The 14,289-nt window shown below is 66.2% G+C and carries 15 protein-coding genes; 7 read left to right on the top strand and 8 right to left on the bottom strand.

Going from position 1 to position 14,289, the window contains the following annotated elements; all coding sequences use genetic code 11:
* Positions 1 to 24 precede the first annotated feature (24 nt).
* From PMI04_RS15510 to ligK, 3 genes are read right to left on the bottom strand one after another with little or no spacing between them, the layout of a single operon-like run.
* Positions 25 to 915, bottom strand: coding sequence for an amidohydrolase family protein (locus PMI04_RS15510; RefSeq protein WP_007708454.1), 891 nt, complete (start codon positions 913 to 915; stop codon positions 25 to 27).
* Complete coding sequence (locus PMI04_RS15505; RefSeq protein ID WP_007708452.1) at positions 912 to 1,976, bottom strand: 4-oxalomesaconate tautomerase; 1,065 nt, start codon at positions 1,974 to 1,976, stop codon at positions 912 to 914. The genes PMI04_RS15510 and PMI04_RS15505 overlap by 4 nt, the downstream gene beginning before the upstream one ends.
* Positions 1,969 to 2,643 carry a 4-carboxy-4-hydroxy-2-oxoadipate aldolase/oxaloacetate decarboxylase gene (gene ligK / locus PMI04_RS15500; RefSeq protein ID WP_007708451.1) on the bottom strand — a complete coding sequence of 225 codons (675 nt, stop codon included), beginning with the start codon at positions 2,641 to 2,643 and terminating at the stop codon, positions 1,969 to 1,971. The genes PMI04_RS15505 and ligK overlap by 8 nt, the downstream gene beginning before the upstream one ends.
* Before the next feature lie 104 nt (positions 2,644 to 2,747).
* Between ligK and PMI04_RS15495 the strand changes: the two genes are divergently transcribed.
* From PMI04_RS15495 to PMI04_RS15470, 6 genes are all read left to right on the top strand, one after another.
* Entirely contained in the window at positions 2,748 to 3,899 is a 1,152-nt protein-coding gene (locus PMI04_RS15495) for a LysR substrate-binding domain-containing protein (protein WP_007708449.1), read from the top strand.
* Between the two features lie 64 nt (positions 3,900 to 3,963).
* Positions 3,964 to 4,851: an NAD(P)-dependent oxidoreductase gene (locus PMI04_RS15490; RefSeq protein ID WP_283184794.1), complete on the top strand. Its 888-nt coding sequence runs from the start codon at positions 3,964 to 3,966 to the stop codon at positions 4,849 to 4,851.
* Entirely contained in the window at positions 4,848 to 5,870 is a 1,023-nt protein-coding gene (locus tag PMI04_RS15485) for an amidohydrolase family protein (RefSeq protein WP_007708669.1), read from the top strand. Before PMI04_RS15490 ends, PMI04_RS15485 begins: the two co-directional genes overlap by 4 nt.
* An 84-nt stretch (positions 5,871 to 5,954) precedes the next feature.
* Entirely contained in the window at positions 5,955 to 6,359 is a 405-nt protein-coding gene (ligA, locus tag PMI04_RS15480; protein WP_007708667.1) for a protocatechuate 4,5-dioxygenase subunit alpha, read from the top strand.
* Positions 6,359 to 7,207, top strand: coding sequence for a class III extradiol dioxygenase subunit beta (locus tag PMI04_RS15475; RefSeq protein WP_007708665.1), 849 nt, complete (start codon positions 6,359 to 6,361; stop codon positions 7,205 to 7,207). Before ligA ends, PMI04_RS15475 begins: the two co-directional genes overlap by 1 nt.
* Positions 7,208 to 7,228: 21 nt before the next feature.
* Positions 7,229 to 8,170, top strand: a complete 942-nt coding sequence (locus PMI04_RS15470) for a Gfo/Idh/MocA family oxidoreductase (protein WP_007708658.1) — start codon at positions 7,229 to 7,231, stop codon at positions 8,168 to 8,170.
* A 62-nt stretch (positions 8,171 to 8,232) separates the two neighbouring features.
* On the opposite strand, the gene PMI04_RS15465 is transcribed toward PMI04_RS15470, so the two are convergent.
* Genes PMI04_RS15465 through PMI04_RS15455 form a run of 3 tightly spaced genes read right to left on the bottom strand, consistent with a single transcriptional unit; the run spans position 8,233 to position 9,627 of the window.
* The gene (locus tag PMI04_RS15465; protein ID WP_007708655.1) at positions 8,233 to 8,460 is read right to left on the bottom strand and encodes a hypothetical protein; all 228 of its coding nucleotides are present in this window, start codon (positions 8,458 to 8,460) and stop codon (positions 8,233 to 8,235) included.
* A complete protein-coding gene (locus PMI04_RS15460; protein WP_007708653.1) occupies positions 8,450 to 8,680 on the bottom strand; it encodes a hypothetical protein in 231 nt (76 codons plus the stop codon). Before PMI04_RS15460 ends, PMI04_RS15465 begins: the two co-directional genes overlap by 11 nt.
* Before the next feature lie 32 nt (positions 8,681 to 8,712).
* On the bottom strand, positions 8,713 to 9,627 hold the full coding sequence (locus PMI04_RS15455; protein WP_007708652.1) for a helix-turn-helix domain-containing protein: 915 nt from the start codon (positions 9,625 to 9,627) through the stop codon (positions 8,713 to 8,715).
* A gap of 111 nt (positions 9,628 to 9,738) precedes the next feature.
* Between PMI04_RS15455 and pobA the strand changes: the two genes are divergently transcribed.
* Complete coding sequence (pobA, locus tag PMI04_RS15450; protein ID WP_007708651.1) at positions 9,739 to 10,908, top strand: 4-hydroxybenzoate 3-monooxygenase; 1,170 nt, start codon at positions 9,739 to 9,741, stop codon at positions 10,906 to 10,908.
* A gap of 43 nt (positions 10,909 to 10,951) precedes the next feature.
* On the opposite strand, the gene PMI04_RS15445 is transcribed toward pobA, so the two are convergent.
* Positions 10,952 to 14,155 carry a glycosyl hydrolase gene (locus tag PMI04_RS15445; protein ID WP_349293587.1) on the bottom strand — a complete coding sequence of 1,068 codons (3,204 nt, stop codon included), beginning with the start codon at positions 14,153 to 14,155 and terminating at the stop codon, positions 10,952 to 10,954.
* Positions 14,152 to 14,289, bottom strand: coding sequence for a hypothetical protein (locus PMI04_RS21275; protein ID WP_349293586.1), 138 nt, complete (start codon positions 14,287 to 14,289; stop codon positions 14,152 to 14,154). The genes PMI04_RS15445 and PMI04_RS21275 overlap by 4 nt, the downstream gene beginning before the upstream one ends.

Raw genomic sequence — 14,289 nt, 5'->3', positions numbered from 1 at the left:
CCAATGCGCCGGACTGGCGGCTGTTCAGACCGCCTCCTCGGGCCAGTAGAGGCGCATCGGATTGTCGATCAGCAATTTGCGCTGCAATGCCTCGGTCGGGGCGATGCGCGGGATCATGTCCAACAGATGGCCATCATCGGGGATCGCATCCTGCATGTTCGGGTGCGGCCAGTCGGTGCCCCACAGCACGCGGTCCTGATAGTCGGCGACCAGCGGCGCTACCGCATCGGCAAAGGCGTTCCACGGATCACCGGTCGGGTCCAGTCGGTCTGGGCAGGTCGCCTTGAACCAGATGTCGTCGCGGCTGTCGAGGAAGGCGCGGAACGCCTTCATGTCGGCTCCATCCGGCCCCTGGGTCACGTCCGGGCGGCCCATATGGTCGATCACCAGCGGCACGGGAATCGCGTCCATGAAGGGGTGCAGTTCCTCCAATATGTCGGCCTCGAAATAGATGACGACATGCCAGCCCTTGGGCAGGCGCTTGGCCACTTCCAGGAACTTGTCCCTGGGTGCGTCATCGACCAGGCGCTTGAGGAAATTGAAGCGGATGCCGCGCATCCCGCCCTCATGCAGGGCGGCGAGATCGGCCTCCGAAATGGCCGGATCGACCACCGCGACGCCACGAGCCTTGCCGTTCGACTTGGCGATGGCGTCCAGCGTCGCGGCATTGTCGGTGCCGTGGCAGCTGGCCTGGACGATGACGTTGCGGGCGAAACCCAGATGGTCGCGCAGCGCGAACAACATGTCCGGGCCGGCATCCTCGGGCAAATATTTCGCCTTCGCGCTGAAGGGAAATTGCGCCATCGGACCGAACACATGACAATGGGCGTCGATCGCGCCGGCCGGAGGCGTGTAGCGCGGTTTGGACGGATTGCCGTGCCAGCTGATGATGCGGCCAAGTTCGGGGGCGGTCATGCGAAAATCTCTCCATCCATCAGCTTGCGTGCGGTGCGCAGCATGGCGGCGCTGGTGACCGCGCCACTCTCGTCCAGGTCCATGATGCAGCTCGTCTCGCCGGTGGGATGCTCGACCGACAGCGTCTTGCGATGGCCTTGGGGGATCGATGCCACCTCGGCCGCAGGCGAGCCGTCGATCAGGCAGGCAGTGGCGACGCTGACGGCCCCCAGCACGCCGATCGAGGCATGGGCGCGATGCGGGATGAAGCTGCGCACCGTGACCGCGCCGCCGTCGCGCGGCGGAGCGACCAGCATCATCTTGGGCACCGACTTTTCCTTGACGTCGCCCAGGTTCATCCGTTCGCCGACGGCAAGGCGGATCGTCTCGATCCGGGCTTTGAGCGCCACGTCCTTGTCCAGCGTGTCGCGGTCCTCATAGCCGGTGATGCCGACATCCTGCGCCTTCATGACGACGCACGGCATGCCATTGTCGATCAGGGTGACGCGGACGCCCTCCACCTCGTCAAAGGCGTTGCCGGTCGGCAGCAGCGCGCCGCAGGAGGAGCCGGCGGTGTCACGAAACTCCAGCGGGATCGGCGCGGCGCTGCCCGGCACGCCGTCGATCCTGGCCTCGCCGTCATAGCGGACCGTGCCGCCCGGCGTCTGCACCGTGGCGATCGCGATCTGTCCGGTATTTTCCATGAAGATGGCGACGCGGGTCTCGCCGTCCTGCGCGGCGACGAGGCCACGCTCGATCGCGAAGGGACCGATGCCGGCGAGGATATTGCCGCAATTCTGCGCGTCGCTGACGATCGCCTGATCGACGAAGACCTGGAGGAAGAGATAGTCGACATCGATGCCTTCCCGATCGGATTTCCTGACGACCGCGACCTTGCTGGTCAGCGGATCGGCGCCGCCCATGCCATCGATCTGGCGCGGATCGGGCGATCCCATGATCCGCAGCAGGAAGGCGTCGCGCACGGCGCTGTCGGCGGGCAGGTCTTCGGCCAGAAAATAGCCCCCCTTGGACGTGCCGCCGCGCATCCACATCACGCGGGCGCTGGGCTGGCCGTCAGACATATTTCAGGCCCATTTCCTGGAGGCGCGGGCGCATATTGTAGATGTCGAGGCCCAGTTCCCCGGCGGCTAGGCGGACGCGCTTGGCTTCCTCGGCAGCTTCGCGGGCCTGCGCCTTTTCCAGCACGGCGGCGGCGTCGGCGCGCGGCACGATGCACACGCCATCATCGTCGGCGATGATCACGTCGCCCGGATTGACCAGCGCATTGGCGCACACGACCGGGATATTGACCGATCCCAGCGTGCCCTTGATCGTGCCCTGGGCATGGACCGCCTTGGACCAGACCGGGAAGTTCATCTGCTTGAGGTCGCGCACGTCGCGGACGCCCGCGTCGATGATGAGGCCCCGGCAGCCGCGTGCCTGGGCGGAGGTGGCGAGCAGATCGCCGAAATAGCCGTCGGTGCAGGGGCTGGTCGGGGCGAGCAGCAATATGTCGCCTTCCTTCAACTGTTCGATCGCGACATGGACCATCCAGTTGTCGCCCGGCGGGGCGGAGATCGTCACCGCGCTGCCGGCGATGCGGGCGCCCGGATAGATGGGGCGCATATAGGAGGCGAGCAGGCCCTTGCGGCCCTGGGCTTCATGGACGGTGGCGACGCCCGCCTTGGCGAGGCCATCGATGACGGCGAGGTCCGCCCGTTCGATATTCTGGACGACAATGCCGGACATCAAGCCTTCTCCTCGCGCATAAGTTGACAGCGATGTGGACAGGTGCAGCGCGATGCTCAAATCCGAACTGGAACCAGTGCATAAATTTTTGCTAAGTGTTGGACATGAACCCCGATCAGTTCAATATCCGTCATCTTGCCGCGATGGCGGCCGTGGTGGAGCTTGGCAGCGTCAGCCTGGCGGCGCGCGCGGTCAACCTGACCCAGCCGGCGGTGACCCAGGGGATCGCCAAGCTGGAGGCGCAACTGGGCCTGCCGCTGTTCGCGCGCCAGCCCGGCGGCATGGTCGCGCTGGAACCGGCGGAGCGGCTGAAGCCCCGGATCGACGCGGCGCTGCGGCTGATCGGCAGCAACCGGGTGACGGCGGCGCAGGTGCGCGCCTTCGTCGCCCTGGCACGTGGCGGCAGCTATGCGGCGGCGGCGGTGGCGACCGGCGTGGCCGAACCCTCGCTGCATCGGGCGGTCGGTGATCTGGGGCTGGCCCTGGGGCAAAGGCTGGTCGACCGGCGCGGGCGCGGCGTTATGCTGACCAGGGCCGGGACGGTGCTGGCGCAGCGATTGCGGCTGGCGCTGGCGGAATTGCGGCAGGGGCTGGAGGATCTGGCCGACCTGCGCGGGCAGGAGGGCGGGCGCATTCTGGTCGGCGCCATGCCGCTGTCTCGCGCGCGCCTGATCCCCGATGCGATCGCCCGGTTCCGCGCCGATTTCCCGCTGGTGAATATCAGCGTCCATGAAGGATCGCATGCCGAACTGGTCGGCCCGCTGCGCGATGGCGAAATCGACCTGATGGTCGGCGCGCTGCGCGATCCGGCCATGGCGCTGGACCTGGCGCAACGGCCCTTGTTCGAGGATCGACCGACCATATTGGCGCGGCGCGGCCATGCGCTGGCGGCGGGCTGGGACGCCGATGCGCTGCGCCGCTATCCCTGGATATTGCCGCCGGAAGGCACGCCGCTGCGACAATTGTGGCAGGCGATGTTCGCGGCGCTGGGCGGCGATCTGCCGGCGGTGCCGATCGAATGCGGATCGGTGATGACGATCCGGCAATTGCTGGTCGGCGGCGAGTATCTGACCTTGCTGTCGCACGATCAATTGGCGCTGGAGCTGGAGGCGGGGCTGCTGATCGATATCGGCCCGGCACCCGGCGCGATCAGCCGGACCATCGGCCTCACGACGCGGGCCGACTGGCGCCCGACCCGGTTGCAGCAGCAGTTCATGGCCGCGATCGATCAGGCTGCGGCACATATGAATTCGTAAAATCTTATACTGGTCCAGCGGATTCGATTGGCGGCATCAGACATGATCCGTCATCCAACCCGACATGGAGCAGGAAATCGGTCTGATCGGATTTGGCGAGGCGGGGTCCACCTTTGCGATGGCGGGGGACTGGATCGACGCGGCCCGCGTCTATGATATCCAGACCGATGCCGGCGCCACCCGCGATGCGATGCTGGCGCGCTGTGCCAGGGCCGGCGTCCGGGCCGTGCCGACGCTGGCCGATGCCGTCGCGCCCGTCCCCTTCATCCTGTCGCTCGTCACCGCCGACCAGGCGCTCGCGGTGGCGCAGGCCGCCGCCGCCCATATCGCCCCCGGCGCCCTCTATTGCGATCTCAACAGCGTCGCGCCGCAGACCAAGCAGGCGGCAGCCCGCGCGATCGAGGCGGCCGGCGGCCATTATGTCGATGTCGCCGTGATGGCGCCGGTCGATCCGGCCCGGCTGAACGTGCCGCTGCTGGTCAGCGGTGCCCATGCCGATGCGGCGCGGGCGGGGCTGGCGCGGCTGGGCTTCACCAATATCCGCGTCGTCGGCGAGGCCGTCGGCCGGGCGTCTTCGATCAAGATGATCCGATCGGTCATGGTCAAGGGGCTGGAGGCGCTGACCGCCGAATGTATGCTGGCGGCCGATGCGGCGGGCGTGCTGGACGAGGTGATCGGATCGCTCGACGCCAGCGAGAAGCCGCGTCCCTGGGATATCCGCGCCGACTATAATCTCGACCGCATGATGGTCCACGGGCTGCGCCGGGCGGCCGAGATGGAGGAGGTGGTCAAGACGCTCGACGGCCTTGGCACCGGTTCCGCGATGACGCGCTGCACGGTCGAGCGCCAGCAGGCGATCGGCACGCTGGGCCTCAAGACGCCGCCCGAGGGGCTGGGCGCCAAGATCGACATCATCACGCAGGTTCAGGCAGGAAAGGCCGACGCGGCATGACCATGATTATCGACTGTCACGGCCATTATACGGTGCTGCCCAAGGGGCATGACGCCTGGCGCGAGGCGCAGAAGGCGGCGTTCAAGGCGGGCGTGCCGGCCCCCGCCTATCCCGACATCAGCGACGCCGAAATCCGCGAGACGATCGAGGCGAACCAGCTGCGCCTGATCAAGGAACGCGGCGCCGACCTCACCATCTTCTCGCCGCGCGCGTCGGCCATGGCCCCCCATGTCGGCGACGCGGCGGTGGCGAAGGAATGGGCGATGCGCTGCAACGACCTGATCGCGCGCGTCGTCGGCCTGTTCCCCGAAACCTTCGTCGGCGTGTGCATGCTGCCCCAGTCGCCCAAGGCGGACATGGCGAACAGCATTGCCGAGCTGGAACGCTGCGTCGAGATGGGTTTCATCGGCTGCAACCTCAATCCCGATCCGGGCGGCGGTCATTTCCAGCATCCGCCGCTGACGGACACATATTGGTATCCCTTCTACGAGAAGATGGTCGAGCTGGACGTGCCGGCGATGATCCATGTGTCGGGCAGCTGCAATCCGGCGATGCACGCGACCGGCGGCTATTATATCGCGGCCGACACCATCGCCTTCATGCAGTTGCTGGAAGGCGACCTGTTCAGGGATTTCCCGACCCTCAAGTTCATCATCCCGCATGGCGGCGGCGCGGTGCCCTATCATTGGGGGCGCTACCGCGGTCTGGCCGACATGTTGAAGAAGCCCGACCTGTCGACCCATCTGATGAACAACATCTTTTTCGACACCTGCGTCTATCATCAGCCGGGCGTCGACCTGCTGGCCGATGTGATCGACAACAAGAATATCCTGTTCGGGTCGGAAATGGTCGGCGCGGTGCGCGGCATCGATCCCACCACGGGCCATTATTTCGACGATACCAAGCGCTATGTCGACGCGCTGGACATCAGCGAGGGCGAGCGTGCCGCGATCTTTGCGGGCAATGCCCGCCGGGTCTTCCCCCGGCTCGACGCGCAATTGAAGGCGCGCGGCCTATAACCCTATCCCCGCGGAGGGGCGCGTTCATCCCCCGGTCCTTTGTTGGAAGGAAGGGCCGGGGGATGGATGCCAAGAGAGGATGAGATGAGCATCGATATCCACGAATATCTCGCCGAGTTCGACGATATCCCGGGCACCCGCGTCTATACGGCGGCGCGGGCGCGTCAGGGCTATTGGATGAACCAGTTCGCGATGAGCCTGATGAAGGCGGAAAACCGCGTCCGCTGGCTGGCCGGCGAGCGCGCCTATATCGACGAATGGCCGATGACCGAGGCGCAGAAACAGGCGATCCTGGACCGCGATTATAATCGCTGCCTGGACCTGGGCGGGAACATCTATTTCCTCGCCAAGGTCTTTTCGACCGACGGCCTCAGCTTCCTGCAGGCGGTCGGCACCATGACCGGGATGAGCCCGGAAGAGTATCAGGCGATGATGATCGCCGGCGGCCGCTCGCCTCAGGGTGTCCGCTCCATCAAGGAGAAACGCTGATGGCCCGCATCACTGCCGGCGTCGCCACCAGCCATGTGCCCGCCATCGGCGCTGCCATGGATCTGGGCAAGACCGCCGAACCCTATTGGCAGCCTTTGTTCGCCGGCTATGACTGGTCGCGGCAATGGATCGCGCAGGAAAAGCCCGATGTCGTGATCCTGGTCTATAATGACCATGCCTCCGCCTTCGACATGAAGATCATCCCGACCTTCGCGATCGGCTGTGGCGAACGCTACAAGCCAGCCGACGAGGGCTGGGGGCCGCGCCCGGTGCCCGACGTGATCGGCGAGCCGGACCTGGCCTGGCACATCGCCCAGAGCCTGATCCTCGACGAATTCGACATGACCATCATCAATGAGATGGATGTCGACCATGGCCTGACCGTGCCGTTGAGCCTGATGTTCGGCCAGCCCGACGCCTGGCCGTGCCGGGTGATTCCGGTGGCGGTCAATGTCGTCACCTATCCGCCGCCGTCGGGCAATCGCTGCTGGCGGCTGGGCGAGGCGATCGCCCGCGCGGTCGAGAGCTTCCCCGAGGATCTCAACGTCCAGATCTGGGGCACGGGGGGCATGAGCCACCAGCTTCAAGGCCCGCGCGCCGGTCTCATCAATGCCGAGTGGGATAATCGCTTCCTCGACCTGATGAGCCAGAGTGACGATGGCGAGGCGCTGCGCGCGATCGAGCATATCGAATATCTGCGCGAGACCGGGTCCGAAGGGATCGAGATGGTCATGTGGCTGATCATGCGCGGGGCGCTGGGCGACAAGGTCCGGCCGCTGCACCGCCATTATCATGTTCCCGCTTCCAACACCGCGGTCGGGCACCTGGTGCTCGAACCCGCCCGCTAACCTGTCCCAGGAGAAAATTCCATGCGTATTGCCCTCGCCGGTGCCGGCGCCTTTGGCGAAAAGCATCTTGATGGCCTCAAATATGTCGACGGCGTCACGGTCACCTCGATCATCGGCCGCGAACTGGAGGCGACGAAGAAGGTCGCCGAGAAATATGGCATCGGCCATGTGACCACCGATCTCAACGAGACGCTGGCGCGTGACGATGTCGATGCGGTGATCCTGTGTACGCCGACCCAGATGCACGCGGAACAGGCGATCGCCTGCATGAATGCGGGCAAGCATGTCGAGGTGGAAATCCCGCTTGCCGACAGCTGGGCCGATGCGCAGGCGGTGCTCGCCAAGCAGCAGGAAACCGGCCTTGTCTGCATGGTCGGCCATACCCGCCGCTTCAACCCGTCGCACCAGTTCGTCCACAACCGCATCCAGGCGGGCGCATTCAACGTCCAGCAGATGGACGTGCAGACCTATTTCTTCCGCCGCAAGAATATCAATGCCAAGGGCGAGCCGCGCAGCTGGACCGACCATCTTCTGTGGCATCATGCCGCGCATACGGTCGACCTGTTCGCCTATCAGGCGGGCAGGATCGTGGCGGCGCACGCGATGCAGGGGCCGATCCATCCGGAATTGGGCATCGCCATGGACATGTCGATCCAGCTCAAGAGCGAGACCGGCGCCATCTGCACCCTGTCGCTGAGCTTCAACAATGATGGGCCGCTCGGCACCTTCTTCCGCTATATCGGTGACACCGACACCTATATCGCGCGCTACGACGATCTGGTGAACGGCAAGGAAGAGCCGATCGACCTGGCCGGCGTTGCCATCTCCAACAATGGCATTGAATTGCAGGACCGCGAGTTCATCACCGCGATCCGCGAGGGCCGCGAGCCCAACAGCTCGGTTGGCAAGGTGTTCGACTGCTATCGCGTATTGGGCGAACTGGAAACGCAGCTCGCCGGCTGACGGCTTCCCTCTGGGGTCGCAAGGGGGCGTGGATGGCGACAGGCCATCCGCGCCCCTTTTTTTCAGCGGTCGATCAGCGGATGGCGCAGGTGCAGGTCGTCGAGCAGCGTCTCGATCACCGATATCTCACCGGCCGTGCCGCTGGGCGTGAAGGCCCAGTTGCAATGGGGGTGGGTGGCGCGGCTGTAGAGGCGGACCGGGCCGATTACCTTGCGCCAATGATGCTTGCTCTTGCCATGGGCGATCACCAGCCGCGCGATCATCATGTCGATCAGCCGGTCAGAGGTCATCGTCCAGCCCTTCTATCCCGTCCGCATCGCGATTGCCCGACCAGCTGACCGGGCTGTCCAGATAGGCTTCCAGCTCGCGCCAGTGCCGGTCCCAGCCGGGGCCGCGCCGCGCTTCGGGCACCTGGCGCTCGACCAGCCAGCGGGCGCGGGCCACGGGATTGCCGGCGGGCGCGCGCAGGCGGTCCAATATTGCCCGGATGCTGGGTTGCTCTTCGTCCATGGCGGCTGCTCTAGGGGGACGATGGCGGTCGTTCAAGCGGCGGTTGTCGGCGCGCCATTTTCACGCGCGGCGCGAAAGGCGCGGGCGCTCATGCCGACATGGCGCGCGAAGAAGCGGGAGAAATAGGCCGGATCCTCGAACCCCACGGCAAAGGCGATTTGGGTGATGCTCATCTGCGAATAGAGGAGCAGGCGGCGCGCCTCCAGCAGGGCGCGCTCGTCCAGCATGGCCGCCGGCGATGTAGAGGCGATCCGGGCGCAGGCCTGGCGCAGCGCGCTTTCGCTGACGCCCAGCGCCCGCGCATGGACGGCGACCGGATCGCGCTGGCGAAAACGCTGTTCGATCCGCTCGCGCAGGCGCGCGACGATGACGGCCTGGCGACTGCTGGCAATGGGCGGTCGGGTGCCGATCGCGGCGTGGCGCAAGCCACGCACCATCAACGCTAGCAACAGCGATTCGATCGCAGCGCGTTGGCCGGGACCGGCCCAGCCCAGTTCCTGGGCCAGCAGATCGATCCGCGCTTCAACCAGCGGCCCTTCCACCACCGGCAGGGTGATGGCGCGGGGCGATTGGAACAGGCTGGCGAGGTCGTGGTCGCGTTCGAGGAGCTGATGAAGATAGGCGTCGGCGATGGTCACGATATGGCCGCGCGATTCCCGGTGCCAGTCAAACCCATGGATGACGCCGGCCGGGATGAGCAGCAGGCAGGGCGCCTCGAACGCCACCAGTGCGCCCTCCGCCTGCATCGACCCGCCCCCGTCGGCGATCAGGATGATATGGTTCAGGTCGCGATGGAGATGCGGTCGGATCGTCCATTCGCTCGGGCGTGACCGATCGTCCAGGCTTTCGACATGGACGAAGCCATCAATCACATGCCGTTGCGGCTCACCGTAAAGGTAGAAGGCCGGGACGGCCTGGGTTGACGAGGGGGCGGCGGGATCAGGCATGGGCGAAAACACTGCTGTTGAATTGTCCAATTATTAGGCTGGTCCACCCATGTCCGGCAAGCCCGATCGGCGCGATCATCCGGGTCAGCCAAATAAATGGAGAGGATCAGGATGAAGACGCAGGTCGCCATTGTCGGCGCAGGCCCGGCCGGGTTGTTGCTGGGCCATTTGTTGCGGGCCGAAGGACTGGACGTGGTGCTGGTCGAGCGGGCGTCGCCCGATTATGTGCTGGGCCGCATCCGCGCCGGCGTGCTGGAGCGCACCACCACCGATCTGATGGACCGGCTGGGCCTTGGCGCACGCATGCATGCCGAAGGATTGCCGCATGACGGCTTTCACCTGGCCGATGGCGAGCGATTGATCCGCATCGACATTGCGGCGCTGACCGGCCGTCAGGTCATGGTCTATGGCCAGACCGAACTGACCCGCGACCTGATGGCGGCGGCGCCGGAGCGGGGGCTGGAGATCCTCTATGACGCGGCCGATGTGGCTTTGCACGATGTGGAGGGCGATGCGCCCTATCTGACCTATCGCAAGGATGGCAGCGATCGTCGGATCGATTGCGACTTCATCTGCGGCTGCGACGGCTATCATGGCCCGTCGCGTCAGGCGATCCCGCCCTCGGTTGGGACCGCATTCGAGAAAGTCTATCCCTTTGGCTGGCTTGGCATTCTGGCCGATGTTGCGCCGTGCAATCATGAGCTGATCTATGCCAATCATGCCCGTGGCTTCGCGCTGGCATCGATGCGCTCCGAAACCCGCAGCCGCTATTATATTCAGGTGCCGCTGGACGAGAAGGTCGAGGATTGGCCGGACGAGCGCTTGTGGGACGAACTGGCGGTGCGGCTGGGGCCGGAGGCGGCGGCCCATATGGCACGCGGTCCGGCACTGGAAAAGTCGATCGCGCCGCTGCGCTCCTTCGTGTTCGAGCCGATGCGCCATGGGCGCCTGCTGCTCGCCGGCGACAGCGCCCATATCGTGCCGCCGACCGGGGCCAAGGGGCTGAACCTCGCCGCATCCGATGTCGCTTATCTGTCGGAAGCGCTGGTCGCATATTATCGGCGCAACGACAGGGATGCGGTGGCCGGCTATTCCAGCCGGGCGCTGGCGCGGGTGTGGAAGGCGGAGCGCTTTTCCTGGCAGCTGACCCGGCTGATGCATCGTTTCCCGGACAATGATGCCTTCGACCGGAGGATGCAGTTGGCCGATCTCGATTATATCGCGTCTTCGACCGCCGCGCAGACGAGCATCGCGGAAAATTATGTCGGCTTGCCGCTCTGAACCATAGGACCGGGCGGCGCGGGATGCTCCGCCCGGTCAACGGTCAACGGCCCGGCTGCTCCGCCAACAGGATGACCGGGCCGATCAGACCCGATGACCGCAGCGGCGCATCCGGGCGATAGGTGGGGGCGGCGGTGAAGCTGATCTTGTCCGCGCCGGGCTGCTGGTCGCCGATCAGGCGATTGACCCACAGGTTCGCGACCTTCACTTCGATCGCGTTGCGGCCCGGCTTCACCAGTCTGCCGACGTCCAGCCGATAGGGGGCGAACCAGCTGGTGCCCGCGACCTGGCCATTGACCCGCACCTCTGCGACATCGCCGACACTGCCGAGATCAAGCCAGAGCGGCGCGCCGGGCCTGGCGCCCTTGGGCAGCATGAAGCTGCTGGCATAGGTCGCCTCGCCCGAGAAATAGCGCACGCCCGGATCGCTGCTCTTGTCGAGCGCCGTCAGCGTCGGCATCGCGATCTCGGCCGGCGCGCCGCGACCCGGCTGGAAGCGCACGGTCCAGGGCTGCGACAGGGTGGCGACCGGCTTCACCGCCACCGGCGCGATCGTCCGGCTCGTGGCCTGCGCCGGCTTGCGGAACAGGATGAAGACGGCATCCTCCGGCCCGACATCGAGCGGGACGATCGTGTCGCTGCCCTCGGTCCGGTAGGATAGCGGCGCGGCGCTGCCGTCGATCGCGCGCCAGATTTCCGGCTGGCGGCCGGTGACGCGGAAGCGGGCCTCGACATGCTCGGCCTGAGCCTTGCCATTGGTCACATAATAGAGGTCGCCATCGGGCAAAGCGCGGTGAAGGAAGCGATAGGCATCGGCGTCGCCGCTGCCGGTCACGCGGAAATCGGCGCCGATGCCCGTGCCGGCCAGCGCGGCGTCGACATCGGCGCTGGCGATCACCTTGCCCTTGCCGACCGGCTGGCCGCTCCACAGCTTCGCCACCAGCGCGCGAAAGGCGGCGGGATCATCCTGCAGGCCGGGCGCGCGTTCGGGCGCGGTGCCGATCAGGGTGGCGCCCCCCTCCACCAGCGCGGCGATGCGCTGCAGGGTGACGAGCGTCATCACCTTGCTCGATCCGCCCAGATACAGCGCCTTGTAACGGGCCTTGCCGGCAATCAGGTCGCCATCCTGCACCGACGCCTTGCTCGCCAAAATCTCGGCATTGACGAAGTCATAGGCATAATCCTTGGGCAGGTCGGCCGGCACGCCATGTTCGAACAGCGCGGTGATCGGCGCATCCTCGCCATAGAAATAGGCGATGTCGGCATGGTCGCGGCCCTGCTGCAGCAGGAAACCGGTGCGCGCCATATAATCGACCCAGGGCTTGGCCATATTGGCCCAGCTTTCGTGGCGGTTGAAATATTGGCCGAAGATCATGAGGCTGAGGCCCGGCACCTTGTCATCCACCGGCTGGTGGACGGAGGTGTGGACGATCGGCCGGTTGACGCCGGACACGAATTCCAGGTCGATCACGCGCTTGAGGTCCGCCGGGGCGAAGGCCCACGGCGCGAAGGCCGACGTCATGCTTTCGGCCGACACGATATTCTGGCCATAGATATGGGCGACCGACGCCGCGCCCTTCATGTCGCCGATCAGCGTCGGGCGCGGCGCGCCGCCGCGATTGAAGGTCCACATCGCGGCCATCGGCACATCGGTATGCGAGCGCATGGCAAGGTCGTCGCCCAGCACCGGCCGGCCATTTTCCAGCGCCTCGCCATAGACGGTGAGGCCATTTTCATGCGCGACCTTGGCCACCGTGCCATAATGGGCGTCGGCCAGCAGGTCGGCCAGGGTCTGGCGATAATCATGCAGGAAGGCGTCGCTGCGCGCGGCCGATCCCACCACCGCGCCGGTCAGGGTCGGCAGGAAGGGGAGGGGGTCATAGCCGCGCCGCGCCTTGAACTCCTCGACCATGCGCGGCGTCCAGTTGGACGCGCCCACCTCGATACTGTCGGTCAGCAGCGCGCTGATGCCCTTCTTGCCGATCCAATCGGCGCCGACCGTATCGCGATACATGGCGAGATAGGTTTCGAGATAGCGACGCACCGCCGCCGCGTCATATTTGTCGACCTCCAGCCCGGTGGCTTCGGGCGTGGCGGGGTGGTTGGTCTTGCCGGTCAGCGACCAGCCCATGCGGACGATGCGCCAGCGCGTACCCTTGGGCGCGGTCCAGTCGAGCGTGCCGTCGGGGCGCAGCCGGTCGGTCAGGTCGATGACCCTGGCCGGGTCGATCGCCGGCGCATCGGCCGGACCCATGTTCAGACGGTTATAATCGGATGCGATGGCATAGCCTGCCTTCGCCTCGAACTGATCGATCCGTGCCTCTGCCGACAGGCGCAGGTCGCCAATGCCCAGGGTCGGGCTGGCCGGGCGGCCGAACACGTCGATCATCACCGCGCCGGGCGCGCCATCGCCCAAGCCCGGCGACTTGGCGGCGTCATTGGGCGACAGGACCAGCCGGAAGCGCTGCGCCGTGACGGGCGCGAAGCTGGTGGTGGAGGCGACTTCGGTCAGCGAGAAGCGGCCGAGCGGCTGCCAGCCCTGCGCCGTCTCCGCCTCGATCGTCGGGCGATAGGCGGGATCGCCGAAGGGCGGGCGGGCATGGGGAACGAACAGGCTGGCCGATCGCACCGTGACCGGCTTGCCATAGTCCAGGATCAGCGTACCGGGGTGCGTCGCATCGCCCTTGGCCATCTGTGCCACGGTTTCGAGATCGCCATCGCCCAGGGCGGTCGCACCCGCGAGCGGCTGGCCATCGGCATCCAGGATGCGGGGCGCGGGTAGGGCAGTGTCGGCGATCGGATAGGCCAGCACCCGCGCCTCGCCATAGAAGTGCGGCTGGTCGGCTATCTCGGCGCCACCGGCCAAAGGATCGCTGAACTTCGCGCTCTGGAACGCGCCGGTGACGGAGGGCGGTGCGGGCAGGGCGCCCTTGACCCGCTGGCCGCCCTCGACATCGGTCTGCGACCAGACCAGCTTCTTCATCGCGTCCTGCGGCTTGACCCAGGGGCCGCCAGTCTCGCTCCAGCCCGGCGACGCCGCGATCGCGAATTCCAGCCCCTTGGCATCGGCGGTCTGGACGGCGTGGCGAAAGGCGTCCTTCCAGCCATCGGTCATGTAGATGAGGCGTTCCTTGACGATCTGCGGCGTCATCAGGCTGGCGTCGAAATTCTGTACGCCGCCGATGCCGATCCGCGCCAGCCAGTCGAGATCCTTGTCGATCCCCTCCTTGGTCACATTGCCGTTCATCCAGTGCCACCACACGCGCGGCCGGGCCGACTGGGCGGATTGTTGAAGCCGTCGGCCAGATCGTCGGCCTGGGCAGGCATGGCGAGCACGGTGCCGGCCAGCAGCATGGCGAGACGCAGGGAGCGGAATGTCAT

It is taken from the genome of Sphingobium sp. AP49 (genome assembly GCF_000281715.2).
In the GTDB taxonomy this organism is placed as follows: domain Bacteria; phylum Pseudomonadota; class Alphaproteobacteria; order Sphingomonadales; family Sphingomonadaceae; genus Sphingobium.
Note: the sequence above shows the minus strand (reverse complement) of the source record. Positions and strands in the feature narration are given on the sequence as shown.